Origin of the sequence: Saccharibacter floricola DSM 15669 (assembly GCF_000378165.1) — a bacterium.
GTDB lineage: Bacteria > Pseudomonadota > Alphaproteobacteria > Acetobacterales > Acetobacteraceae > Saccharibacter > Saccharibacter floricola.
Genome location: NZ_KB899336.1, coordinates 159,331 through 184,338, shown reverse-complemented (window position 1 = coordinate 184,338; position 25,008 = coordinate 159,331). Strand labels below are relative to the sequence as shown.

At 52.5% G+C, this 25,008-nt stretch carries 20 protein-coding genes; 13 read left to right on the top strand and 7 right to left on the bottom strand.

The window, feature by feature from the left end:
* Positions 1–4: 4 nt before the first annotated feature.
* Positions 5–2,323: a 5-methyltetrahydropteroyltriglutamate--homocysteine S-methyltransferase gene (gene metE / locus F457_RS0105405; RefSeq protein WP_018980117.1), complete on the bottom strand. Its 2,319-nt coding sequence runs from the start codon at positions 2,321–2,323 to the stop codon at positions 5–7.
* 259 nt (positions 2,324–2,582) lie between these two features.
* Between metE and F457_RS0105400 the strand changes: the two genes are divergently transcribed.
* Positions 2,583–3,539 carry an ArsR/SmtB family transcription factor gene (locus F457_RS0105400; protein WP_018980116.1) on the top strand — a complete coding sequence of 319 codons (957 nt, stop codon included), beginning with the start codon at positions 2,583–2,585 and terminating at the stop codon, positions 3,537–3,539.
* A gap of 136 nt (positions 3,540–3,675) precedes the next feature.
* The gene (gene metF / locus F457_RS0105395; RefSeq protein ID WP_018980115.1) at positions 3,676–4,527 is read left to right on the top strand and encodes a methylenetetrahydrofolate reductase [NAD(P)H]; all 852 of its coding nucleotides are present in this window, start codon (positions 3,676–3,678) and stop codon (positions 4,525–4,527) included.
* Positions 4,528–4,616: 89 nt separating this feature from the next.
* Here the strand turns inward: metF and infC are convergent, their stop codons facing one another.
* From infC to F457_RS0105375, 4 genes are all read right to left on the bottom strand, one after another.
* The gene (gene infC / locus F457_RS0105390) at positions 4,617–5,177 is read right to left on the bottom strand and encodes a translation initiation factor IF-3 (protein ID WP_026294220.1); all 561 of its coding nucleotides are present in this window, start codon (positions 5,175–5,177) and stop codon (positions 4,617–4,619) included.
* 111 nt (positions 5,178–5,288) lie between these two features.
* A complete protein-coding gene (gene thrS, locus F457_RS0105385) occupies positions 5,289–7,235 on the bottom strand; it encodes a threonine--tRNA ligase (RefSeq protein ID WP_018980113.1) in 1,947 nt (648 codons plus the stop codon).
* A 77-nt stretch (positions 7,236–7,312) separates the two neighbouring features.
* Positions 7,313–8,284, bottom strand: a complete 972-nt coding sequence (locus F457_RS0105380) for a glycosyltransferase family 9 protein (RefSeq protein WP_018980112.1) — start codon at positions 8,282–8,284, stop codon at positions 7,313–7,315.
* A gap of 31 nt (positions 8,285–8,315) precedes the next feature.
* Positions 8,316–8,930 carry a nucleotide exchange factor GrpE gene (locus F457_RS0105375; protein WP_018980111.1) on the bottom strand — a complete coding sequence of 205 codons (615 nt, stop codon included), beginning with the start codon at positions 8,928–8,930 and terminating at the stop codon, positions 8,316–8,318.
* Positions 8,931–9,175: 245 nt separating this feature from the next.
* Here F457_RS0105375 and F457_RS0105365 point away from each other — a divergent pair, with 245 nt between their 5' ends.
* The 7 genes from F457_RS0105365 (at position 9,176) to F457_RS0105335 (ending at position 17,488) form a co-directional block, all read left to right on the top strand.
* On the top strand, positions 9,176–9,925 hold the full coding sequence (locus tag F457_RS0105365; RefSeq protein ID WP_018980110.1) for a response regulator transcription factor: 750 nt from the start codon (positions 9,176–9,178) through the stop codon (positions 9,923–9,925).
* 88 nt (positions 9,926–10,013) lie between these two features.
* The gene (locus F457_RS0105360; RefSeq protein WP_018980109.1) at positions 10,014–11,738 is read left to right on the top strand and encodes an ATP-binding protein; all 1,725 of its coding nucleotides are present in this window, start codon (positions 10,014–10,016) and stop codon (positions 11,736–11,738) included.
* An 87-nt stretch (positions 11,739–11,825) separates the two neighbouring features.
* Positions 11,826–12,776, top strand: coding sequence for an RNase adapter RapZ (rapZ, locus tag F457_RS0105355; protein ID WP_018980108.1), 951 nt, complete (start codon positions 11,826–11,828; stop codon positions 12,774–12,776).
* Between the two features lie 21 nt (positions 12,777–12,797).
* Positions 12,798–13,382 (top strand): Fur family transcriptional regulator, encoded by a 585-nt coding sequence (locus F457_RS0105350; RefSeq protein WP_051081300.1) that lies wholly within the window; start codon positions 12,798–12,800, stop codon positions 13,380–13,382.
* Positions 13,372–14,400 carry an asparaginase gene (locus F457_RS0105345; RefSeq protein WP_018980106.1) on the top strand — a complete coding sequence of 343 codons (1,029 nt, stop codon included), beginning with the start codon at positions 13,372–13,374 and terminating at the stop codon, positions 14,398–14,400. Before F457_RS0105350 ends, F457_RS0105345 begins: the two co-directional genes overlap by 11 nt.
* Before the next feature lie 135 nt (positions 14,401–14,535).
* On the top strand, positions 14,536–15,960 hold the full coding sequence (locus tag F457_RS0105340) for a sugar porter family MFS transporter (protein ID WP_018980105.1): 1,425 nt from the start codon (positions 14,536–14,538) through the stop codon (positions 15,958–15,960).
* 139 nt (positions 15,961–16,099) lie between these two features.
* Positions 16,100–17,488, top strand: a complete 1,389-nt coding sequence (locus F457_RS0105335; RefSeq protein WP_051081299.1) for a sugar porter family MFS transporter — start codon at positions 16,100–16,102, stop codon at positions 17,486–17,488.
* Positions 17,489–17,585: 97 nt separating this feature from the next.
* On the opposite strand, the gene F457_RS0105330 is transcribed toward F457_RS0105335, so the two are convergent.
* Positions 17,586–19,103, bottom strand: coding sequence for a glycosyltransferase family 2 protein (locus F457_RS0105330; RefSeq protein ID WP_018980103.1), 1,518 nt, complete (start codon positions 19,101–19,103; stop codon positions 17,586–17,588).
* Between the two features lie 177 nt (positions 19,104–19,280).
* A complete protein-coding gene (locus tag F457_RS0105325) occupies positions 19,281–20,351 on the bottom strand; it encodes a quinone-dependent dihydroorotate dehydrogenase (protein ID WP_026294218.1) in 1,071 nt (356 codons plus the stop codon).
* A 105-nt stretch (positions 20,352–20,456) separates the two neighbouring features.
* Between F457_RS0105325 and F457_RS0105320 the strand changes: the two genes are divergently transcribed.
* The 4 genes from F457_RS0105320 to F457_RS0105305 all read left to right on the top strand — a co-directional run bounded on the left by F457_RS0105320 (position 20,457) and on the right by F457_RS0105305 (position 25,003).
* Entirely contained in the window at positions 20,457–20,741 is a 285-nt protein-coding gene (locus tag F457_RS0105320; RefSeq protein ID WP_018980101.1) for a hypothetical protein, read from the top strand.
* Between the two features lie 55 nt (positions 20,742–20,796).
* Positions 20,797–21,900, top strand: a complete 1,104-nt coding sequence (gene dusB, locus F457_RS0105315) for a tRNA dihydrouridine synthase DusB (protein ID WP_018980100.1) — start codon at positions 20,797–20,799, stop codon at positions 21,898–21,900.
* A 63-nt stretch (positions 21,901–21,963) separates the two neighbouring features.
* On the top strand, positions 21,964–22,644 hold the full coding sequence (locus F457_RS0105310; RefSeq protein ID WP_018980099.1) for a helix-turn-helix domain-containing protein: 681 nt from the start codon (positions 21,964–21,966) through the stop codon (positions 22,642–22,644).
* A gap of 4 nt (positions 22,645–22,648) precedes the next feature.
* Positions 22,649–25,003 carry a sensor histidine kinase NtrY-like gene (locus tag F457_RS0105305; RefSeq protein WP_018980098.1) on the top strand — a complete coding sequence of 785 codons (2,355 nt, stop codon included), beginning with the start codon at positions 22,649–22,651 and terminating at the stop codon, positions 25,001–25,003.
* The last annotated feature ends 5 nt before the right edge of the window (positions 25,004–25,008 follow it).

The following is a 25,008-nucleotide window of genomic DNA, read 5'->3' as shown; positions in this document are numbered from 1 at the left end:
GGTATTAGCCACGGAGTTCACGCGCTGCTGCAACAAGGTTTGCAATCGCTGGGCGAACTTCTTCCCAACGGCGGGTTTTCAGACCGCAATCTGGGTTAACCCAAAGTTGGCGACGGCTGACTTTCTTTTCTGCTGCGACTAGCAGATCTGCCATTTCGCTTACGGTTGGAATACGCGGTGAGTGAATGTCATACACGCCCGGGCCAATTTCGGCTGGGTAGTGATGGTCGGTAAAGGCTTCCAGAAGCTCCATCTTAGAGCGCGCTGTCTCAATGGAGATCACATCAGCATCCATTGCAGCGATGGATTCAATGATGTCATTGAACTCCGAATAGCACATATGGGTGTGAATCTGGGTTTTATCCTGCACACCGCTAGAGGTAATGCGGAAGCTCTCGACGGCCCAATCTAAGTAGGTTTTCCAGTCTTGGCGGCGTAGTGGCAAGCCTTCACGCAGAGCAGCTTCGTCAATCTGAATGACAGGGCAGCCTGCTTTTTCAAGGTCTTGCACTTCATCACGGATGGCAAAAGCAATCTGGCGGCATGTTTCAGAACGTGGCTGATCGTCCCGCACAAAAGACCAGTTCAAGATGGTGACAGGGCCGGTCAGCATGCCTTTTAGAGGCTTCTGCGTGCAGGATTGTGCATATTTCCACCAATCCAGCGTCATGGGTGCTGGGCGTGTGACATCTCCATAAATGATGGGCGGACGCACATAGCGAGAACCATAAGACTGCACCCATGCGTGTTTGGTGAAGACAAAGCCGGAGAGCTGCTCCCCAAAATACTGCACCATGTCGTTACGTTCGAACTCACCATGAACCAGCACATCAAGGCCGGTTTCTTCCTGCCATTTGATCGCAGAAGCGGTTTGTTCTTTCAAGAACGCTTCGTAATCAGCGGTGCTGATTTCTTTTTTAGCGTGCTTGGCGCGTGCCTGACGGACTTCCTTCGTTTGTGGGAAGGAGCCAATCGTTGTGGTTGGGAAGAGCGGTAGATGAAGCGCTTCTTCTTGGGCTTTTTGACGCACGGGGAAGGGAGAGAGGCGTTTTGCTAAAGACGCATCTTTTTGAGCAGCGCGCTCTTTAACGGCCGTATTGTGAATACGAACAGAGTTCTTGCGGCTCTTCACAGCAGCTGCTGACTCGTCAAGGGCTGCACGCACCGCATCGCGTCCTTGATTGAGAGCTTTTGCGAGGGTGGAGAGTTCGCCAATCTTTTGGACAGCAAAGGCCAGCCAAGATTTTACCTCTGGATCAAGCGTGGTTTCGCGTTCCAGATCAATCGGGGTGTGCAGAAGCGAGCATGATGGAGCAATAATGATATCACGTTTGGCTGCAATAGGCTCAAGACGATCTAAAATCGCGTTGAGGTCAGCACGCCAAATATTACGTCCGTCAATCACACCGAGCGACAGAAGCAGGTCTGGATGCGCCTTGCTCAAAACAGTGTCCAACTGCTCTGGAGCGCGGACGAGATCCAGATGCAGGCCGTGCACAGGCAAGCTCAGAGCGGTATCTAGATTATGGCCTAACCCACCGAAATAGGTGGTCAGCAGAAGCTTAATAGCGGGAACCGCTTGAGTGAGGCTCTGGTAAGCTTGCTTGAAAGCGGCCTGTGTGGCGTCTTCAAGGTCTAGAACGAGTGCAGGTTCGTCAATTTGGACCCATTGTGCACCGGCTTCGTGAAGCTTAGTGAGCACGTCCGCGTAAACAGGCAGCAAAGAGCCCAGAAGGTCGAGCCGGTTAAGGGAGGCATCACGCCCTTTACCCAAAAGGAGGAAGCTGACCGGGCCGAGGAGAACGGGGCGCGTATCATGGCCTTGTTCCTTCGCTTCACGATATTCATCAATGATTTTGGTTGAGGAAAGGCGGAATGTCTGGTCAGCGCTGAATTCCGGCACGAGATAATGATAATTCGTGTCGAACCATTTCGTCATCTCAGCAGCAGGAACATCGCTGCTATGGCTGTGTTTGCCACAACCACAGTCTTCGTGAGACTCACCTTTTACCTGACGACCGCGTGCCATGGCGAAATAGGTGGTGAGGTCAACATTGCCGTCAACTTTCCCGTAAATTTCAGGAACGGCACCAACCATCGCGCTGGTATCCAGCACATGATCGTAAAAAGAAAAGTCGTTTGACGGAATGATGTCCGCACCTTGGGCCTTCTGGCGAGACCATGCTTCAGCGCGGAGATGTTCTGCCGCTTGGTGAAGGTCAGCTTTCGTGCTGGTTCCAGCCCAGAAACTTTCAAGGGCTTTTTTAAGTTCACGGCGGGCCCCAATGCGAGGGAAGCCCAGTGTGGCAACTTGTACAGTCATTTATGTGTGCCTCATGGCGTAGCGGCCAGCAGGAAAAGGGCACCTCCCGCTCCGCTCCGTAGGGAGAAACGGAACAGAGAGGGAGGGCGTTTGCCCTGTAAAACCATACTGAACCGACAGGGGTGTGTCGGGTCTTGGTCGGTGAAGTGACTCCCAAAAAATCGTTTCACGACCGTGACTGCATTAAGCACTGACAGGCTCCCTAAAAACTGTCAATAGCCTATTGCGCATATAATGAAGTCGTTATATATACTCCCTTATGGATCGTGCGCTTATCATTTTTCAGGCTCTTGCTGAGCCGACTCGTTTAAGAATCTTACGTCTTCTGCGTGAGATGGAGCTTTCTGTGGGGGAATTGGCCCAGGTTCTGGGTCAAAGCCAGCCGCGTGTGTCTCGCCATGTTAAAGTCTTGGCTGAGGCAGAACTCGTGGTGCGTCGCAAAGAAGGGAGCTGGGTTTTTTTGGCCTTAGGGGCGCAAAAAGACCTCGACCCCGTTTTTGCGGCGCTGGATCAGTGGCATCCAGCCGAATCGGAAGCGGAGGATGACTTAGTACGAGCGGATCGGCAGCGTCTTCAGGCCGTGCGTAATGTGCGCATGGGGGCCGCAGAGGATTGGTTTGAAGTTCATGCAGCGGAGTGGGATGCGATTCGCTCCTTGCATGTGTCGGAAAAGGAGGTCGAAGCCGCTATTGGCCAGGTACTGGGTGATTCGCTTAAGAATTGCCTCGTGGATATTGGTACCGGAACGGGACGGATGTTGGAGCTGCTGGCAGGGACTGCCCGGAGTGCGGTTGGTTTTGACCGCAGCCCTTCTATGTTGCGTTTAGCCCGGGCGAAGTTGGAGCATATACAGACGGCTTCTGGTGAGGGGATTAAGCTCCGTCAGGGGAATTTTTATGCCCTGCCAATGGCTGAAAATGCTGCTGATTTGGCCATTATGCATCAAGCCTTGCGGTATGCGCAGCATCCTGCAGCGGTGATTGCGGAAGCTGCGCGTATTTTAGCGCCGGATGGACAGTTCTTGCTGGTCGATTTCGCTGCTCATCAACGAGAAGAGCTTCGGATGCGTGATGCACACGTTTATTTGGGGTTTCGTGATGAGCAGATGGCTGAGTGGTTTAAAGCAGCGGGCTTTGACCTTGTCTTAACCGAGGCGTTGGAAGGAGAGCTGACGGTCAAATTATGGCTTGGTCAGCTTCGTTCAACGGCGTCGTAAAGGCGGACATATAATCTGAGTGAGAGCCCTGAAGGGAGTGGCAGCGGGTACTGCTTTGAGGGTTCTCTTTTCCGATCATGATTGAACTAATTTTCAGGAGACGCAACGAGCGCTTATGTAAAGGAAGACCGGTAGCATGCCTAAGATTTCATTCGAGTTCTTTCCCGCTAAAACGGAAAAGGGTGCCGCTAAGCTGCTGCAAACAGCGCAAACTCTTGCAGGGCTGGACCCTAAATTTATGTCCGTGACCTATGGTGCGGGTGGAAGCACGCAGGAGCGTACACTTAAAACACTGCGTGATATGGTTGGGCTTGTTTCTGTACCAATGGCCGGTCATTTGACTTGTGTTGATGCGTCCAAGGGTGAAGTGGATGACGTAGCGCGGGCTTATTGGGACAGTGGCGTGCGTCATATTGTGGCGCTGCGTGGTGATCCACGGCCAGTTGAGGGCAAATCACGGTCGTTTGAGCCGCATCCACAAGGCTACCGGAATGCGGCTGAGCTGGTTGCGGGGCTGAAAAAAATTGCTCCTTTTGAGATTTCCGTTGCGGCTTATCCAGAAACACATCCAGAAGCTCAAAGCCCGGAAGCTGACCTTGATAACTTGAAGCGTAAATTCGATGCGGGAGCAGATCGGGCGATTACGCAGTTCTTTTTCCAAGCCGATCGTTTCTTGCGTTTTCGTGATCGTTTAGCCGCCCATAACATGACCAAACCGGTGGTGCCGGGTATTTTGCCACTGAGCAATCCTGCACAGGCTTGGGGTTTTGCTGAAATGTGCGGCGCGTCGGTTCCTCAAGACTTACGTCATCTTTTTGCTGGGTTAGAAGATGACGTGGCGGTACGCACGCATCTTGCTGCGGTGATGACTGACCGTATGTGCCAAAAATTACTGGATGAGGGGGTAGATCATTTTCATTTCTATACGCTCAACCAAAGTGCTACGTGTGCGGCTGTAAGCCGGCTTTTGGGGCATTTCCCAGGATAAGAAAAAACCCCTGCCAGTCTGATGTGGCAGGGGTTTTTAAATACCCGCGATAGAGCGCCTCATTCAGAGAGAAGGCGCAGAATGGAGGGTTATTTTGTTTCCCGTGTCTTTGTCGGGGCCAAGATCATAATCATTTGGCGGTTTTCAAGACGAGGGCGCTGCTCAGCTTTAGCAATATCCGCGGTAGCTTCACGGATACGCTCCATCATCTTGTAGCCAAGATCCTGATGGGCGACTTCGCGGCCTTTAAAGCGAAGAGAAACCTTCACTTTATCACCATCTTCAAGAAACGACTGTACGGCTTTGGCCTTGGTCATGAAGTCATGTTCACCCGTGCCTGGGCGCACCTTAACTTCCTTGATCTCAATGACCTTTTGCTTTTTGCGCGCTTCGTTGCGCTTTTTCTGCTGTTCGTACTTAAACTTACCGTAGTCGAGAATTTTAGCTACGGGAGGTTCAGCCGTCGGGCTGATTTCTAGAAGATCGAGCCCGGCAGAGAAAGCACGCGACAGGGCGTCACGGGTCGGCATGATACCAATCATTTCGCCATCAGCGTCGATGACACGAACCTGCGGCACTCGGATCTCTTCATTGACGCGCGGCCCATCACGTTGAGGGGCGGCGTTAAACGGCGGTCTAGCTATGGTCAACTCCTGTCACTATGTCGTCCCTGTTCAGAAAGACTCCAAGCAGGGTATTACAATTCTCTACGATTCATAGCCCTGCTACGACAACGGTGCAAGGGCTATGAGGGAGACTGATTAAGGCTTTAGTGCATTCTTTTTGCGAGCAATATCTGGAGCTAATGCTTCAGAGCTTAAGGTTGTGACGGCTTCTGCAAGTGGCATAACCTTCTGAGCTTGGTCGCCAAGGCGGCGCATACTAACAGTTTGCTCCTCTGCTTCACGGCGACCAACGACAAGAATCACGGGCACGCGCGCTAAGCTATGCTCACGTACTTTCGCATTGATTTTCTCATTGCGTGTATCGGTTTCAACATGCAGGCCTGCCTGACGGAGCTGTTGGGCCACGTCACGAGCGTAATCCGCAGCATCGGTTACAATGCTGGCGACAACGACTTGTGTGGGGGCCAGCCAGAGCGGGAATTTCCCAGCATATTGCTCGATAAGAATGCCCAAAAAGCGCTCAAAACTTCCCAAAATAGCGCGGTGAAGCATGACGGGGCGATGGCGGGCGCTATCTTCGCCAATGTAAGAAGCATCCAGACGCTCCGGCAAGACGTAATCCACCTGAAGGGTGCCGCACTGCCAGTCACGACCAATAGCATCGGTCAAGACGAACTCTAATTTAGGGCCGTAGAAAGCCCCTTCGCCGGGGTTAAGCTCATAGTCGACGCCGACCATCTCGCACGCGCGTTTGAGAGAGCCTTCAGCGCGATCCCATACCTCGTCAGACCCAGCGCGTGTTTCAGGACGATCGGAGAATTTAACGCGGAAGCTTTCAAAGCCGAAATCTTTATATACTTCGCCGAGCATCGTGACGAAACGAGCGGTTTCCTCGGCAATTTGATCATCCGTGCAGAAGATATGGGCGTCGTCTTGGGTAAAGCCGCGCACACGCATAATGCCGTGTAAAGAGCCTGAGGGTTCGTAACGATGGCAAGCGCCGAATTCTGCCATACGCAAAGGAAGCTCGCGGTAAGAGCGTAGCCCGTGGCGGAAAATCTGCACATGGCAGGGGCAGTTCATGGGCTTGAGCGCGAGGGTTTTATCTTCATCTTCCACTGTGGCGATGAACATATGCTCGCGATATTTATCCCAATGGCCTGAGGCTTCCCAAAGAGCGCGGTCAACCAGCTGTGGCGTGCGCACTTCTTGGTACTCATAGCGCTCTTGAATGCGGCGCATATAATCTTGCACGGTGGAGTAAAGGCGCCAGCCCTTTTGATGCCAGAAAATCTGCCCTACCGCTTCTTCTTGAATATGGAAGAGGTCCATATCACGGCCAATGCGGCGATGGTCGCGCTTTTCGGCCTCTTCTAGGCGCTGTAAATAGGCCTTCAGCTCTTTCTTATCGCGCCATGCCGTGCCGTAAATACGGGTCAGCATGGGGTTGCGATGGTCACCGCGCCAATAGGCTCCTGCTACGCGCATTAGTTTAAAGGCGTTACCAACATCGGCTGTGCTGCGCAGATGAGGGCCACGGCAGAGATCCAGCCATTCCCCCTGACGGTAGATGGAGATGACCTCATCTTCGGGGAGATCGCGAATTAATTCCGCTTTAAAATGTTCCCCATTTTTTTCAAAAAAACGGATGGCTTCATCGCGATCCCAGACTTCACGGGTAAAGTCGGTGTCCTTGGTGATGAGTTCGGCCATTTTCTTTTCAATGGCGGCAAAATCATCGGGTGTGAAAGGCTTGTCGCGCGCAAAATCGTAATAAAAGCCGTCTTTAATGCTTGGCCCAATGGTGACCTGCGTTTCTGGCCACAGGGTTTGCACAGCTTCTGCAAGAACGTGGGCCGCATCATGACGAATCATCTCAAGGGCTTCATCGTCCTTACGTGTGATGAAACGCACCTGTGCGTCGTTTTCGATGGGCGTTGCGATATCGACAAGCTTCCCATCAACCTCCATGGCAAGAGCTGCACGGGCGAGGCCGGCACCAATGGAGCTGGCAATCGTCGTGCCAGTTACTGTCCCGTCGAAGGTTCGGATACTTCCATCGGGCAACGTAATGGCAGGCATGAAGGCGCTCCTTGGTTGAGGATGTTATCGATAAAAATGGGCGAGGAGGTCGGAAGTTTCCTCACAAGCGGCGTAGTCTAGCCGATCATTAAGATATTTTGCACGCTTTTCTGTTGCGGCTCAAGATTAAGTAAGGGGAATGTCCAGTCTTGAAGGTAGCGGCACACGCGCTCGGCTGAAAGGGTGGCCAGGTCACGCGTCACAAGAGAGCGGCTATAGCCCGGTGTGAGAGATAATGGTGCACAACGGCGTGGGTCACTGTCATGGGAGAAAAGAGTGAGGCTGGGGCAGTCCATTGTGGCGGCCATATGCATAGGTCCCGTATCATTCCCGACCGCGAAAGCCGCACGATGGAGCAGGCCGGCGAGTTCTGGCAAAGATGTCCGGCCAGTTAGGTCGTGCGCGCTTGGCACGGTGTTGCAGATGAAGGAGCCTAACCCGTGCTGTGCAGCATCGCCGACGATGACAGGCTGTATGCCCTGCTCAACAAGCCATTGGACGAGTGTAGCAAAACGGCGGACAGGCCAGCGCTTTGCTGGGCGATGGGCGGCTGCCCCGGGGACGAGAACAGCATAGGGACGGGGGAGAGCGGGCCCTTCAGCTATAAGCCAATCGGGGACATGACGTGGCAGGGGCGTGAGGCCGGCCGTGCGGAGCTGGTCGTTTTGGCGTGCTAGGCCGTGCATGGCACGGCGCTGCGGATTGGTATGAGCGTTGTCACTCTTCGCATGCTGTCCCGACCAAGCAGGTCGTCCAGCAAGGCGGAAATAGGACTGTGTGCGACCGGAGTTTTGGAGGTCAATAACCTTATCGACGCGGCGGAGAAGCTGGCGAATCCACATATGATGACGCCAATGCGTCCATGACGGGCGATCGTCCACCAGCACGTCATCAAACCACGGCGAGCATTCAGCCAAGGCGCGATACGGGCTGCTGGTGAGTAACGTGAGATGATCTGAGGGGAAATGATGGCGGAGCGTGGCAAAAGCACTAAAGGCCTGACAGAAATCCCCTAAAGCACCGTGCTTAATGACGAGGATATGGGCCAACGTCTCCGCCTTTCATAACGTTTAAAAGGGATTACTCGGGTTTTTTGCCCTTGGAATCACCATTAGCAACCAAAACCATAGCGGGCTTCAGCAAGCGGTCTTTGAGCATCCATGTTGGTGTCCATGCTTGAACAACATGGCCTGGAGCATGGTCAGGCGATTCAACTTCTTGCATTGCTTGGTGAAGGTTGGCATCGAAAGCCTGGCCTGTAGCATCCTGACGGGTGATCCCGTTGCGCTCAAGGATGGAAAGGAAGGAACGCTCCGTACCTTCTAGCCCTTCGCGAATGCTGGTGATGATTTTATCTTCCCCTTCTTTAGGTTCGGGGAGAGAGGCAACGCCGCGTTGAAGATTCTCTGCTGCTTCGACAACATCGCGTGCAAATTTTTGCACGGCATATTGACGGGCATCATCAAGATCGCGCTTCGCACGTGTCCGCAGGTTTTGATTATCTGCTTCAGAGCGGAGCCAGCGGTTTTTCATCTCTTCGACTTCTGCTTCCAGAGCCGCAATACGCTCCTCTGGTGAGGCATCAGCTGCAGGCTTTTCGCCTTCTTTTTGCTCATCAAGAGCTGCGGCAGCCTCTGCAGCGGCGCGTGCGCCAGCAGTTTCGTCTGTTTCTGTATGAGGATTTTGTTCTGTCATAATATGACCCTATTGCGTTTTGTGCCTTTTAAATGGGCCTTCAGGATGACCCTTCCTTCGTAGAGGACATAATGATGATGAGCCTGAAAGCAAGAGGAATATGCCATACAGCGATGGGAGAGGAAGGCTAAAAACAGCTCTTGAGGGGATATTTGGTCTGAGGCGCTTTCATGCTACGGGTGATCTCTTAATGCGTGCTTTTAAAATATATATTGTGTTTGATTATGTTAGGAGACCCCATAAAAATGCCAAATTCTGACGAACAGCATGGGCGTGCGAGCGGAGCGCCTATTATCACGTTAGTGGATGATGATCGTAACATTTTAGCGTCTGTGCAAATGGCACTAGAGGCGGAAGGTTATGGGGTGCATACCTATACGGATGGTGAGAGCGCCTTGCAGGGTCTGTTATCTCGTCCTGTCTCATTAGCGATTTTAGACGTCAAAATGCCCCGTATGGATGGCATAGAGCTGCTCAAGCGTTTGCGGACACGCTCTAATATGCCTGTTATTTTCTTAACCTCTAAAGACGAAGAAATGGACCAGTTGATGGGGCTGCGTCTTGGGGCGGATGATTATATTACTAAACCTTTTTCGCTCCGTCTGCTTGTTGAGCGGATCCGTGCTTTGTTGCGACGTCATGAAGTCAGTCAGGCTGAGGTGACGGGGGACAGCACGGCGGGGCGGTCGATTCTTGTGCGTGGGCCGTTGGCGTTGGATGAAGCACGGCATCAATGCTTGTGGAACGACAAGGAAGTCGCCCTGACGGTAACGGAATTTTTGCTGGTTAAGGCACTGGTCGTGCGGCCTGGCCTTGTGAAATCACGCGATCAACTGATTGATGCCGCGTACGGTGATAGTATCTATGTTGATGACCGGACAATTGATAGTCATATCAAGCGTGTAAGGAAGAAATTCCGTCAGGTAGATGAGGATTTCAATCAGATCGAAACGCTTTATGGCGTTGGCTATCGTTATCGCGATATTGCGTCCTGATTTGTCTATCCTGCCGGTCTATGTTCGTCATTAAATTGCAAAAGAGGGGCGTTTTAGATGCCGACCTCGCTCTGGAGGGCCGTTTATTATGACGGTACGGCGTCTTTTCCCTCGCTGGTTACGTTCCCCTCGGCAAGTATCGCCCTTACTTGTGCGTGTTCTGTTGGTGAACATTGTCCCGCTCATGCTGTTGGCGGGGATGCTGCTCTATATCAATCAATTCCAAGCCAGTTTGTTAGAAGCAGATGTGACGGCTTTGCGTGAGCAGGCGCATATTTATGCAGGAGCACTAGGGGAGTCGGCTGTTCGTCGTGGTGATCGTCATGAGGTGGCGCTGGAAGCGTCTTTGGCGAGCCCCTTATTGGCTAGTCTGATGAATTCCAGCTTGAACGCTCATGCACGTCTGTATAGCCCGGATGGACATTTGCTGGTTGATAGTCGGCGTGATTTCCCCCTTGATCGGGGTGGTGTCGTGGTTCCGGGGCGCCCTGAGCGCTGGTCTCCGCCGCGCGATAATATTTTCGATATGTTTTATGCGTGGGTGTTGCTGCGCTTGCCTCTTACGTCCAGCGCTGGGCCTGTTCCTCTTGATAATTCCACAGATGATGCTGCATTAGCAGGCTCATCATCGTCAATGCCGACGCAAGTAGAGATGCCCCCCTATATTCGCAGGACGGATACACACGAGCTTGTAATTACGGTGGTGGAGCCGATTATAGCAGACAGCAATGCGACGATTGGTGAGATTCAACTCACGCGGCATGCTCCAGAGATTGACCGTTCTTTGTTTGCGGTGCGTTCTTCCATTCTATCGCTGCTGCTGCTGTCTTTGTGCTTGACGGTTCTGCTCTCACTTTATCTCTCATCAACCATTGCGCGGCCATTGCGGCGTTTGGTGAAAACGTCGCATGACATGCGTGAACCAGGGAAGGGAAGAGCGGATTGTGTGCCGCAAAGTCTTTTGAACAGAAAAGACGAGATCGGCACTTTAGCACGGGCATTGCGGATTAGCACATTGGCGTTATGGGCGCGGCTGGACGACACGGAGCGCTTTGCAGCTGAGGTAAGTCACGAGCTTAAAAACCCGCTTTCGTCGATCCGTTCGGCCTTAGAAACATTGCCACGTATTCATGACGCCGCTGCACGCGAGCGGCTTTTGAACATTGTGAGTGGCGATGTGGGGCGCTTAGAGCGACTTATTGCTGATATTTCAGATGCAAGTCGTGTTGAAGGAGATTTGCGCCGTGGCCAGCGCGGTTGTGTGGAAATTGTCCCCTTGCTGAACGTGTTGGTGGAGATGCACCAAACGACCCGGCGCGATACAGACCCGATCTTACGCCTGAAGACCGATAAAAAGGGACGTAAATTATGCTTGCGGGCGGTAGAAGACCGACTGGTGCAGGTGTTGCGTAATTTGATCAATAACGCGTTGTCTTTCTCGCCAGAAAAAGGGGTGGTTACGATTGCGGTGCGGGTGTGCGGGAGTGAAAACCCCCAACAAAGTGATGTTTCTCGTAGGGGGAAGAAGGCGAGCAAAACATCTTTTGTTGAGATTGTGATTGAAGATGAAGGCCCGGGCATTCCGCCTGCTAAGATTGAGAATATTTTTGAGCGTTTTTACTCCGAACGCCCGGGAACGGAAGATTTTGGGCAGCATTCTGGGTTAGGGCTGGCCATTAGCCGCCAGATCGTGCGTGTATTAGGAGGTGATCTTTATGCAGAAAATCGCTATGCTGTGTCATCTTCTTCAGAGGGAGGGAGAGAGGTCAATGGTGCTCGATTTATCATCCACTTGCCGCGTTGTTGGGGGTGACGATCAGTCGGGCACGTATGTCGTCTTGGAAAGGGCTTCTGACATGATGGCAGGGTGCGCAGAGCGATATGATCGCAGAGGACTGGGATGTCTATCATGACAGAGCAGACTCTTCGGCATATTTTGCTCGTAACGGGTCTTTCAGGTGCAGGGAAGGCGTCTATTCTGCGCATGTTGGAAGATCTTGGGTATGAGGTTGTTGATAATCCGCCATTAGATCTTTTTGATGCGCTTATTTCTCGGGCAGGGAAGCGGCTCGCGATTGGCATTGATGTCAGAAGCCGTGGCTTTGAGGCACAACGTGTGCTGGAGCGTGTCTCGTGGTTGCGGGCGCAATCAGATAGTGTCGTGCATCTTCTCTATGCGACCGCTGAATATGATATTCTTCTGCGTCGTTTTACGGCAACGCGCCGGCGTCATCCGCTTGTCAGTGGTGGAAGCGTCGTGACAGGGCTAGAGCAGGAAGCCAAGCTGCTCGCCCCATTGCGCTCTGAAGCAGACCTTGTGGTGGATACGTCAGACCTTCCTTTACCTGAATTGCGGCAACTCATTACGGCACGGTTTGGCGGGCATGCGGATAATGACCTTTCCGTCGTTCTCATGTCTTTTGCATACCCGGCCGGTTTGCCACGAGAAGCTGATATTGTGCTCGATGCTCGTTTTCTGCGGAACCCACATTATGATGAGGCTCTTCGCCCCCGTACGGGGTTGGAGAAAGTGGTCGCTGATTATGTGAAGGAAGACCCCTTTTATAAGCCATTTTATGATCATGTTTTAGGCTTGGTATCGTTGGTGCTTCCGCGCTTTGTGGAAGAGGGGAAAAAATACGTCACTATTGCGATTGGCTGTAGTGGTGGGCGCCATCGTTCCGTGACGCTTGTGGAAGCTTTGGCACATGATTTGGCACAACGAGAAAAGCCTGTAGAGGCTGAGCATGTGCCGATTATGGTGTTGCACCGTGAGTTAGCGCGGCAAGGATTAGCGTCATGGCGTTGGGCGGTGGCCCCGGAGGAAGGCACAGCGTCTCAGCGTGATTAAAAGGGCATGAAGGAAACACGCATGGCACAAAAGGCTGGGCAGCCTGCTCAGGATCATGGCGGGGAAGAGGTCGTTTTTTCCGCATCGGTGATACGGCGGTTAGATGAGGCCGAGCAATGGTGCCGTCAGCATGGGCAGCGTTTGACGAAAACACGGCGGCAAGTTCTAGGCTTGGTATTGTCTGAAAAACAGGCTTCAGGTGCGTATGATCTTTTAGCGCGTTTACGCACGTTGCAGCCACGTGCGGTTCCTCCCACCGTGTACCGAGCGTTAGAGTTCCTTCTTGAGTATGGGCTGGTTCATCGGATTGAGCGCCTGAGTGCTTTTGTAGGATGCCATCACGCGCTGGATTGCCAGAGTGGGTGTCGTGAGCACGGAACATGGGGCGTGCATCGTGCGCAGTTCTTAATTTGTCGCCAATGTCGTTGTGTGGAAGAGCTGGAGCAAGATGTTGTGGCGGCTGTTTTGCTGTCTTCTGCGCGTGGAAGAGGCTTCCAAGCAGAAGCGGCAACGGTAGAAATTGAGGGACTCTGTGCGGAATGTGCGGTGTCTCTTCCAGACGGCGATACCTCTCATCATGGGAAAGATAGCGATCATGACCGATAAAAAGATGGATATGGGCTTATTGGCAGAGGCAACACGTGGAGGACGGGTTGAGTCGCGTCATTATGGGCGTGCCGTTGTCGTCGATACGGCGGGCCGTCTTGTCTGGTCATGTGGTGATGCGGAGTCTTTGCTTTTTCCACGCTCTACCGTCAAAGCTTTTTTAGCGCTTGAATTGGTCGCAAGCGGAGCGGCGGATCGTTTGAAACTCGGTGATGATGCGCTTGCCTTAAGTTGCGCGTCTCACGGAGGGGAGGAGGCCCATACGCGTTTGGCGGCTTCTATGTTAGCTCGTGTTGGGCGCGATGAAACAGCGCTTGAATGTGGTGCTCATTGGCCGAGTTATATGCCTGCAGCTGGGCAATGGATGGCGCAAGGCCATACAGCTCCATGTTGTTTGCATAATACCTGCTCGGGGAAACATGCAGGGATGGTCTGCCTTTCGTGTGATCAAGGGATAGACCCGACAGGCTATGTAGATCCGGAGCATGAGATACAAAAACGTGTGACCGCTTCACTAGAACAGGTGATTGGGGTGCCTCATCGCGCAGAAAATCGCGGGATGGATGGATGCTCATTGCCGACTTATGCCGTGCCTTATCGAGCATTGGCCCAAGGGTTGGCCCGTTTTGGCACGGGCGATGGCCTATCGGATGCCTACGCAGAGGGGGCGGCTCGTCTGCGCCGGGCTGTGGCGGCGCATCCATATATGGTGGCGGGCACTGGGCGTTATGATACCGCGATTATGGAGCGTTTTGGTGAGCGTGCCTTTGTGAAAATGGGTGCTGAAGGCATTATGGTCGCGGCTCTACCAGAAGAAGGCTTGGGCATTGTCGTGAAGGCTGAAGATGGTGGAGCGCGTGCGGCGGAGTTAGCATTAACAGCGTTGTTGAAGCGCTTTGGTCAGAAGAGCCTTTGTCATTCAGGAGAAGATGAGGCGTTTCTCGATCGTTGGAGTGCGCGGAAGCAGCTGAATTGGCGTGGTCGAGAGGTCGGGACGCTTCGCTCTGTTATCCGGTGATTGGCGCTGGAACAGGGGGGATGTTGCCTTGTTTATGACAAGAGCGACTGATCTATTAGCTTAGTTAAAAGTGCTTTTTGTGGTAAATGCAGGGAACTGCCTAAAGAGCGCTCATAAAATAGGAGCATTCCCTTTATGAAAACTGTATCGGATCAGGAGGTTACTGCTCCCGACGCACCGGCAGAGGGTCACGTTAATAAAGTAGCGCGCCGCCGTGTGCTTGCTGTTTGTCTTATAGCATCACTTGCTGGCCTCATGTGTGGGCTGGACATTGGTGTTATTTCAGGCGTGCTGAAGCCATTTGGCACGCAATTCCATGTCTCAACAGGCTTACTTGAGTGGGTTGTTGGTGGCATGTTGGTGGGGGCAACGATTGGGGCCCTAACAGGTGGTACGCTCTGTAACCATCTAGGGCGTAAATATACATTAACTATTGCTGCATTTTTGTTTGCTGTTGGTGCTTTCGGGTCGGCTGCAAGTTGGTCTGTTGCGTCGATGATTGCTTGCCGTGTGCTGGTTGGTTTAGGTATGGGGCTGTCCGATTTTACAACCCCTCAATATTTGTCGGAAATTGCCCGTAAAGAGCAGCGTGGGGCAATGGTTTCTACCTATCAGTTGCTGAAAACGATCGGGATTTTTCTGGCTTTCTTCTCCAATAGTTGGCTGTCTCCGTCGGGAGCATGGCGGACGATGTTGATTGTTGAGGCTATTCCAGCTGTACTTTTCTTAGGGGCTTTTTTGTTCCTTCCACAAAGCCCGCGTTGGCTTGTGATGCGTGGTCATTGGGAACATGCTTTTGAAGTAATGACCAATCTGCGTGATACGTCGTCTTCTGCCCAACGTGAGTTGGAGGCTATAGATGAACAGCTTCAAACAAAACAAGAAGGTTGGAAGCTTTTACGCAGGAATTCCAACTTTCGGCGTTCTGTTGGGCTTGGTATGTTGTTGCAAATTATGCAGCAATTCGCTGGTATTAATATCATCATGTATTATGCCCCGCGCATCTTAGAAGCCGCACATTTTGATCTCACGGCGCAAATGTGGTGCACCGCTCTGATTGGCCTCGTTAACGTGCTGATGACGTTTGTAGCGATTGGTTATTCTGACCGCTGGGGACGTAAACCTATTCTTTATATGGGGTATGCAAGCATGGCGTTAAGCATGGCTATTCTTGCAGTTATTCTCTATGTCGGGCCGAGTTCTTTGGCGCTTCAGCTCTCTGCGTTGGCGCTCATTATTGTGTTCGTCGGTGGGTTTGCGATGTCGGCTGGGCCGCTGATGTGGGTGATTTGCTCTGAAATTCAGCCTAATGCCGGGCGTAATCTTGGTATTTCGATTTCGACGGGTACCAATATGTTGAGCAACCTGTTTATTGGGACGACCTTTTTGACAATGCTCGAAGAGCTTGGCAGCTCTAATACATTCTGGGTATTTGCGAGTTTTAACGCTCTTGCTATTATTCTCATCTATCTCTTTGTGCCAGAAACAAAAGATGTCTCGTTAGAAACAATTGAGAAACGCCTGATGAGTGGCGTTAAGCTGCGTCAATTAGGGAAATAAGCAGGGGGAAGGTTATTACGGATCGTATGAGAAGCGTTTCCATAATAACCTTCGAGCCGTTGTTTAGAGGAAAGGTCTAACCAAAATCATGGTTGAAGAAGAGGCCCGTCAAGGACAGGGTGTAACACCTGCGGAGGGTATGGAAGACGATTCAACATCGTTTTTTGATCCGACACGCTTTAAAATTTTAGCCATTGGTGTTGTTGCGGCTCTCGCTGGGCTGATGTCAGGGATTGATATCGGCGTGGTGTCAGGGGCGCTCGCTTTTTTTGGTAAGCAATTTCATGCTTCCACCTTGGCCCTTTCTTGGGTGGTGAGCTCAATGATGGCCGGCGCGGCTGTTGGGTCTGTTAGCGCGGGATGGCTGTCTCATCATATGGGCCGAAAACGCGCTCTTATCTTGGGTGCTGCTGTCTTCGCTGTTGGAGCGGCAGGCTGTGCTTTAAGCTGGTCTATCCCCTCGATGATTGCCTTTCGTGTCGTGATGGGGGTTGCTGTTGGGCTATCGGCCTTTACGGCACCATTATATTTGTCTGAAATTGCGAGTGAGGATTCCCGTGGAGCGATGGTTTCCACCTATCAGTTGATGCTGACAGTGGGTATTTTTGTCGCGTTTTTATCTGATACGTATTTTTCTTATAGTGGTGACTGGCGCTGGATGTTCGGGGTAGCGGCCTTCCCTGCGGCGCTCTTTTTGATTGGGGTGCTCTTCCTTCCCTATAGTCCACGTTGGTTGGTGATGCAGGGGCGTCACAGAGAGGCCCGGCAGATCATGTTGGATCTGCGCAATGACCCGTTGGAAGCGGCGAAAGAGATTCAGGCCATTCGTCTGCAACTTGAAACCAAGCAGGATGGTTGGAAGCTCTTCCGGACGAATTCCAATTTTCGTCGTTCGGTCGGCTTGGGCATTATGCTGCAGGCGATGCAGCAATTTGCTGGCATCAATATTGTGATGTTTTATGCGCCGAAAATTTTGGAATATGCGAAGTTCGATACGCAGTCCCAAGTATGGTGCACGGCCATTATCGGGATGGTCAACATGTTTGCCACCTTTGTGGCTGTTGGTCTGGTCGATCGTTGGGGACGTAAACCCATCCTGTATGTCGGTTTTACGGTGATGGCGATCGCCATGGTTGTTTTAGGCTGCTTGCTCCATTCTGGTATGGGCTCCAGCGGTGCGCAGATGGCGGCAGTTTTTGTGCTGATGGTTTTCTGTGCAGGACATGCGATGTCGGCGGGGCCGTTGATGTGGGTCTTGTGTTCTGAGATTCAGCCTATAGGCGGACGTGATTTTGGTATGGCTGCGTCCACGTTGACGAACTGGGTCACCAATATGATCGTTGGTTTGAGTGCACTCACATTGATGGAAACGTTGGGGGCAGCAGGCACATTCTGGTTGGTAGGGGCGTTGAATGCACTCTTCCTTATTTTGACTATCCTATTAGTTCCAGAAACAAAGGGTATGGCGCTGGCAGTGATTGAAGAGCGCCTGATGAAAGGTGTGAAACTTCGTAAATTGGGGCGTTAAGGCTTCTTAGAAGGCTTTTCACTATTCCCGACATAAAAAACCCCTCTCTTCCATATGAAGAGAGGGGGTTTTTTATACGGTGGATGACAGCGTATGTTTACAAGACAAAGGGCGCAAAGGGGCCAAGCTGAGCTGCCAGATATTTTTGATCGTCTTCTGAGAGAACATTGTATAGGAGCGGAAGAAGGCGGATCGTGGCTAGCCGATCTTTGTGGGCCATATGGGCGATGGTACCGAGAGTGACCGGATGGCGCAGAGTGTTTTCCAGTAACCGTATGAATGAAAGCTCATTCCATGAGCGTCCATCAGGGGCCGCATATGCAGGAGCAAGGCTGAACGTTTCCCATAAATGGGGAACAGGCCGATCCGCAATGAGGGGTTCGCCGGGCACTGTGGTGAGGTATGCGTGGCGGCGGCTCATTCCCCCTATTTGTTGTAAAGCAACGTGATCAGCTCTTTCGGTTGGAACAAGATTGTAGCCTAGAAAACCTGTTAAGCGACTATCCGCCAAAATGGAGAAGTCGAGGATATTATCCTTGAGATCAAGTGCGAAGAGGAAACCCTGATGGGGCATAGAAGCGGTGTGTAAAACAAAGAGGCCCGTATTGTTTTTAGCCAGACCTTGTGAGCAAACACGTGAGCCGTGAATCTCCAGCTTGTCATTATTCCACGGTATAAGGCGTGAAACAGCAAGGTTATAAGGTGGCTGAGGCCGTGCGACGGAGATCTGCTCTGGTCTGGAGGCTGGTAATGGGAGGTTATTGAGCGCCTCTCCAACCCCCTGAAAAACGGTTTTCCGCATCCAGTCAAGTACAAGAGGTGTGCGTCCTTGATGGCGGCTATCTTGGCTGTCATTGCAGTCATCTTCGTTAAAATCCGCCAAGGTAAGGCGGCTATCACGCCGACGGCGTGCGCGCTCGACAAAATGCTCTAGGCTTCGCACACGAAAATGCATGATACGCGCTGTGGCCCAATCAGGCAGTGCTTCTGTCATGCCAACCTGAGCACCCCAGCTCAGGTCACGCCCGTCAGGATCAACATAACGGCCTTCTTTAAGGGGGAAAGCGTAGGCATTTTCCCACTCGCCATTCCAGCATTGTGGGCGCAAAAAGGTCTTAATGTGCCGATTAACGGGGTTATCTTCTGTGCTGTGGCGTGTATAGGCATAAAAGGGAGGCATGTCGGGACGGGTGATGTGCCCGCTACTGCCATAAAGGCACCAATGAATACCGACAGCACCGACATCGGGGCCAAAACTACGAAGGAAATTTTTCAGCGTATCGTGCCGGTGCAGGGCTAGATATTCGTCTGTATCAAGGAAACCGACCCAATCCACACTTTCTTTGAGTGCGTGAAGGGCATCCATATAGACGATTCTTTGGCGCTCCCAATAAACAGGCTGCTGGGGTTTCCATGAGGTTCCGTGCAGTTCATTAATGAAAAACACACGGATATCATGCTGCACGGAGGCAGCCTTTAAGAGGGCGCGTGTGCCGTCATCAGACCCATCATCGAAGAGTACGAATGTATCTACTCCAAGTAGGGCATGCCAGCCTATCCAAGCGAGAAGGTCACTTGCCTCATTGCGGATAATCCCGACCAGAGCAGTTTTCATGAGGCGTACCATTCTCCATTGCTAAAGGTGGCTAAGGGCGTTGAAGCTGGCGGGTTCGGCAAAAATGATAACCCGCACAGATCGTCATAATAATGGTATTTTCTCTGAGATGGAAGCCGCAGGGTACGGGATGTTTCCCCATATTACGGCCTCGCGGGTTAAGGTATCGTGTTGGCTTTAACGCTTAGAATAGGGCGTGAGCTCAGCAAGAGAGGAAATATTATCAGCACGCATGGCTTCTAGGAGTTCCTTTTTCAACCGTACAAGAGCGGCGGGGCCTTCATAAATAAAGGCTGTATAGATTTGAACCAAGCTTGCCCCCATTTTGAGGCGATCAAGAATATCACGTCCTGTCGTGATGCCCCCCGAGGAAATCAAGGTGAGTTGCCCATGGGCAAGTTGAGAGACAAGCCGTAAGACATCACTGGAACGTGCCTTAAGGGGTGCACCAGAGAGGCCGCCTGTTTCAAGAGCATGAGAGGAGGTGAGGCTTTTGGGGCGCGCAAGGGTTGTGTTGGTGAGAATTAAACCATTGGCCCCGCTATTAATGGCTGCATTAACGATTGGTCGGTACGAATCGTCGCTGAGATCTGGCGCAAGTTTGACGAGGAGAGGGGGATGGTCAGGGTGAGCTTGCTTAATAGCATCAAGAAGGCGGCTGATCGTATCAGACCCTTGTAGGTCACGCAGACCTGGTGTGTTGGGGGATGAAAGATTGATGGTGATGTAATCAGCATAGTTTTTTACCCGGCCGACAAGAGCGGGGTAGTCTTTCAACGGAGCTGAGCCGGTTTTGTTAATCCCAAGATTAATGCCGATGGGGGCCGTCGCGGCCTGAACGGTGCCGTCGCTAGCGGGGCGGTAGAGGAGGGAGAGATTTTGGCAAAAACGATCAATCCCACAGCTGTTAAAGCCCATACGATTAATAATCGCTCCATCTTCTGGAAGGCGGAAAAGACGAGGGCGTGGATTGCCAGGCTGAGGACGAGGTGTCACAGTCCCGGTTTCAATATGGCTGAAGCCAAGTTTGGCGAGACCTCGAACGGCGCGCGCATTTTTATCGAACCCCGCTGCGAGACCAATAGGGTTGGAGAAAGAATGGCCAAGAGCTGTGGTGGTTAAAGCAGGGTCATCGGCAGGGGCGCTCCCTGCAAAGCCCGAGCGAATGGAATGGACAGCGATTTCATGAGCGAGCTCAGGATTAACGTGGCGGAGCACCCAACTTGCGATCGTACTGGTATCAATCATCATGAAGTTTCCTTTGACTTTACAACCCGCTATCGCCGCACCACGTTCTTTGGCGGCGCCCAGCCTTCTTGTTCAGTGTAACGAATTTCAAAAGGTAGAGATAGCATGAGTTGGGATGATCCCTATCTTGAAACCTGCTGCCGCTCCGCGCTGCATCGTCTGTGGCTGAGTGGTGATGGAGGGCGGCCTGCGGCTGCACCTGCGGGAGCTCAGCTTCCAGATTTTAGACAGCCTCTTAAAGATCGTCCTTGCCTAGATCGTCTTGTTGAGCGTGGTTTTGCGCGTCAGAGAGAGAATGGGCGGTTTGTGATCACGCCCGAAGGAATGGCGCGTCATAAGCAGGAAATTCAGGGGATGGCCTCTCGGATATCTGTGTTGAAAAAAGGCTGAACGAACGTGGGGATTTGTTGCGCTTTTGCAGGGGGGGCGCTAAATTAGGCGGCCTATGAATGCCATTTCCTTCCCATCGTCTTCTGTTCAGGTAGAGCCGGGCTCTGCTTCTACTCCTCTTTTCTCCCTGCCGCCGATTTCTTTGGGTGGCGGCAAGGTGATTGAGGATCCGGTTATTCTTGCCCCTATGTCTGGTGTAACAGACCTTCCATTTCGTCGTCTTGCGCGTGAGCTCGGCGCTGGTCTCGTCGTGTCGGAAATGATCGCCTCTTGGGCGATGATTCGTGAAAATGAGAATACGATGCGTATGGCGCGCACAGCTGGAAAAGACGGGCTTAATGCTGTGCAGCTTGCTGGATGTGACCCCGAGGCGATGGCGCAAGCTGCCCGGATTGCTGTCGATGGTGGGGCTGATGTGATTGATATTAACGTCGGTTGCCCTGTGAAAAAGGTGGCTATCGGTCAAATGGCGGGCTCTTCCCTTATGCGTGATGAAGCCCTGACCGCTCGCCTTCTTGAAGCGACAGTGAAAGCGGTGGATGTGCCGGTAACGCTGAAGATGCGGATGGGCTGGGATCACACCAATCTGAATGCGCCGCGTTTAGCGAAGATCGCGCAGGAATGTGGGATTCGCATGATCACGGTGCATGGTCGAACACGGCAGATGTTCTATAATGGCACGGCCGATTGGGCTTTTGTGCGGTTAGTGAAAGAGGCCATGGATCTCCCCGTGATCGTCAATGGTGACATCACCAGTATTGCCGATGCGCGTGAAGCGCTGACACAATCTGGAGCGGATGGCGTGATGGTTGGTCGTGGGTGTTATGGAAGGCCGTGGTTCCCTGCCCAGCTTGTGCAGTCCCTCCGTACAGGACAGGATGTGCCGGACCCCGATCTGGCAACAGAAAAACATATTGTGCTGAAGCATTACCAAATGATGCTGGATCATTTTGGGGAGCATCCTGGCCTTCGTCTCGCGCGTAAACATGTGTCCTGGTATTCTGCGGGTCTCCCGGGGTCTGCTGCTTTTCGTGCGGCTGTCAATCATATGAGTTCCGCCCCGGAGGTTGTGGAGCATTTGACGCAGTTCTACGATACGTTAATTGCCGCGGGTTTTGTGCGCGATCGTGAAGGAACGGCGGCGCGTCATGCGGCCTAATTGGTTAGGTCTATTGACGGTGGGTTGCTGGCTTATTTTGCGTGAACAGAGCGGGGTGCTCTGATGAAGACGCTTTTTCTTTACGGAACGAGTCGGATTGAGCGTCTGGAAGTGGCCCGTAAGCTGCATGCTCATAGTGCGCGTGCACGGGCAGCTTTTATTGAGGCACAGCTGACGTCAATCCCGCAAGCGTTGCGGAGTGAGTATTTATTTGGCTCAAGAGAGGTGACGGGCTGGGTGGAGCAAGCGCAGGGCGGCACGTTGCTGATTGATGAGTTGGATTGCCTGACCACAGAGCTACAGAAGCGTGTTGCTGATCTGCTCTTAAGCCGAGATCATGATGTTCGCCTGATGGTGGCCAGCCGTTATGACCATGGTCTCTTATTGCGTGATGGTCAGTTAGAAGAGCCGCTCCATCATTGGTTAGAGGGGTTAACGGCCAGTCAGCGTTTGGGCCCAGAGCGGATTAAAGCGGTACGCGCTTTGCCTGATCATAAAGGCAGCCCCGGCCTTTCTTCTGTATTGGAGCCTGCGATGCGTAGCTATGTGGAGGCTGGTCTTGAAGCAGGTGGGTGCATGCTGCATGCGCAAGTGGTCGGGGCGGTAGAGAAGCCGTTAATTTCTATGGTGCTTCATCATACAGGCGGCAATCAGTTGCGTGCTGCTTCTTTACTGGGTGTTAATCGCAATACGCTGCGGAAGCGTATTCGAGACCTAGGGATCAGTCTACCGAAGGGGGGATGATACGATGAGGCGTTCGACACGGTGGATACGGCGCTTCCTCGCTCGGCTTGTCAGTGCCGATGGCATTGTGTCGCTTACCGTTTTGGCGCTTTTTTTAGCGTTGACCACCTTCTGGGTGCTCGCGAGTGGTATGTCGGTGGCGCATATTCCACAGGTGCAGGCCCTTCTATTCCTTCTGGACTTCATCACCTTATTGTTGATCGGTGCGGCGGCTATTGGCCAGATTGGGCGAATGCAAGCCGAGAGACGGATGGGCATGGCAGGAGCGAGGCTGCATGTCCGCCTTGTGACGCTGTTTGGTGTGATTGCCGTGGCACCCACGTTGATGGTTGGGGCATTATCGGCACTCTTTTTCCATTATGGTGTGGAGATTTGGTTTTCCAATCGTGTGAATACGGCATTGAGCGAAGCGCGCTCGGTCGCTGCGGGTTATTTGCGTGAGCATAATGAGAACACACGCACGGAAGCCTTTGCACTCGCTAACACCTTGTTGACGATCCAAAATGATGAGTTTTTTGCGCATGGGACGGATCTTTTCCATGCGCCTTCCCGGCTTCAAACGCTTCTAGAAGATGAAGTGACAGAACGTGGGTTGAGCGATGCCATTATTTTTGACCCTTTATCCGATAAAGTGATCGCCACGGGTGGGTTGTTCGTGGGGAAGGAGGGATCCCCTCAGCTTGCGCTTCCTTCACGGTCAGTCATTGCGATGGTGAAAGCGGGGGATGTCGCCATCTTGGATCAGCCTGACTCTCATGTGGTGAGGGCGGTGGTATCGCTGGGGGAAAGCTCGGGGCTTGTTCTTGTCATTACACGTCCGGTTGATCCAGACATTATGCGTCATATGCAGCGTACAAATACGTTGGTGCATAATTACCAGCGTATGATGCGAAACAGGAATAAAACGCAGGTAACCCTCATCCTCATTTTGGCACTGATGGGGTTGTTGGTGCTCGCTGTTGGTATGCTAACGGGCCTTGCTTTGGCGAACCGTATTGCTCATCCGCTGAGCCGACTGATTATTGCGGCGCGTCGTATTGCACGTGGAGACCTAGAGGCGCGCGTGCCGATTGAAGGCGTGCCAACTGAGCGCGATGATGAGGTTAAAACGCTGTCTTGGGCGTTTAACCGCATGACAGACCAGCTCGCAGGCCAGCGTTCAGAGCTTATGAAGGCTTATGATCAGATCAACGAGCGGCGGCGTTTTACAGAAGCGGTGCTCTCAGGTGTGTCCGCAGGGGTGATTGGGCTGGATACCCGGCAGATGGTGGAGCTGCCCAATCGTGCAGCTTCGGTGATCTTACAGCGTGACCTACAACAGTATATTGGCCGGGCACTCGTAGAGTGTGTGCCCGAATTTGCATCGTTGTTAGAGGCCGTACAACATGTGCCTGAGCGTGAACATACCGCTGAAGTGCAGATTGACACGGAAGGGGCACAAGCTCCTGGCGGCCCGGGTGAAGGCGGGGGCGCGCGTGCTGGCCGCACGCTTCTTGTCCGTGTGGCGACGGAGAAAGGGGAGCGTGATATTGATGGTTATGTCGTCACTTTTGACGATATCACGGTGCTCCAAGTGGCGCAGCGCAAGGCAGCATGGGCGGATGTTGCACGACGGATTGCTCATGAAATAAAAAATCCGTTAACGCCCATCCAACTTTCAGCCGAAAGGTTGCGGCGGCGCTTTCAAAAGGAAATCACAAGTGATCCTGATACGTATAACCAGCTTGTGGCGACGATTATCCGCCAAGTGGGCGATATTGGGCGCATGGTTGATGAGTTCTCGTCTTTTGCGCGTATGCCTCAAGCTGAATTGGCGCGGTATGATCTTGTGCGTTTATGCCAAGAGGCACCTATTTTGCAGCGCCATGCCCATCCTGACATTCTCTATCGAACAGAAGGGCTTGAGGCGAAAGGGGTCATGGTCTTGTGTGACCGGCGCCTTATCGGGCAGTGTTTGACTAATCTTTTGCAAAATGCAGCAGATGCGATCACGATGACAGGGCGCAAAATAGATGATACGCGGCCGTGTATTGGGGAGATTGTTTTATCGTTGAAGGTGAACGATAAAGAAGCCGTCATTGGCGTGAGTGATAATGGTATTGGTTTGCCATCTGGTGAACGCCATCGGCTGATTGAGCCTTATGTAACCCATAAGCCAAAAGGTACGGGCCTAGGGCTTGCCATTGTTCATCGGATCATGGACGCTCACGGTGGCCGGATCACTTTTACGGATCGTCGTGAGGGGGGCCGGTCCAATGATGACGACCAGTTCGGGGAGAGCCAGCAAGGAACGCTTGTCACACTCTGTTTGCCGCTGGTGGAAGACGATAATATTGCAGAGGAGTGTAACGGATCGTGAGGATA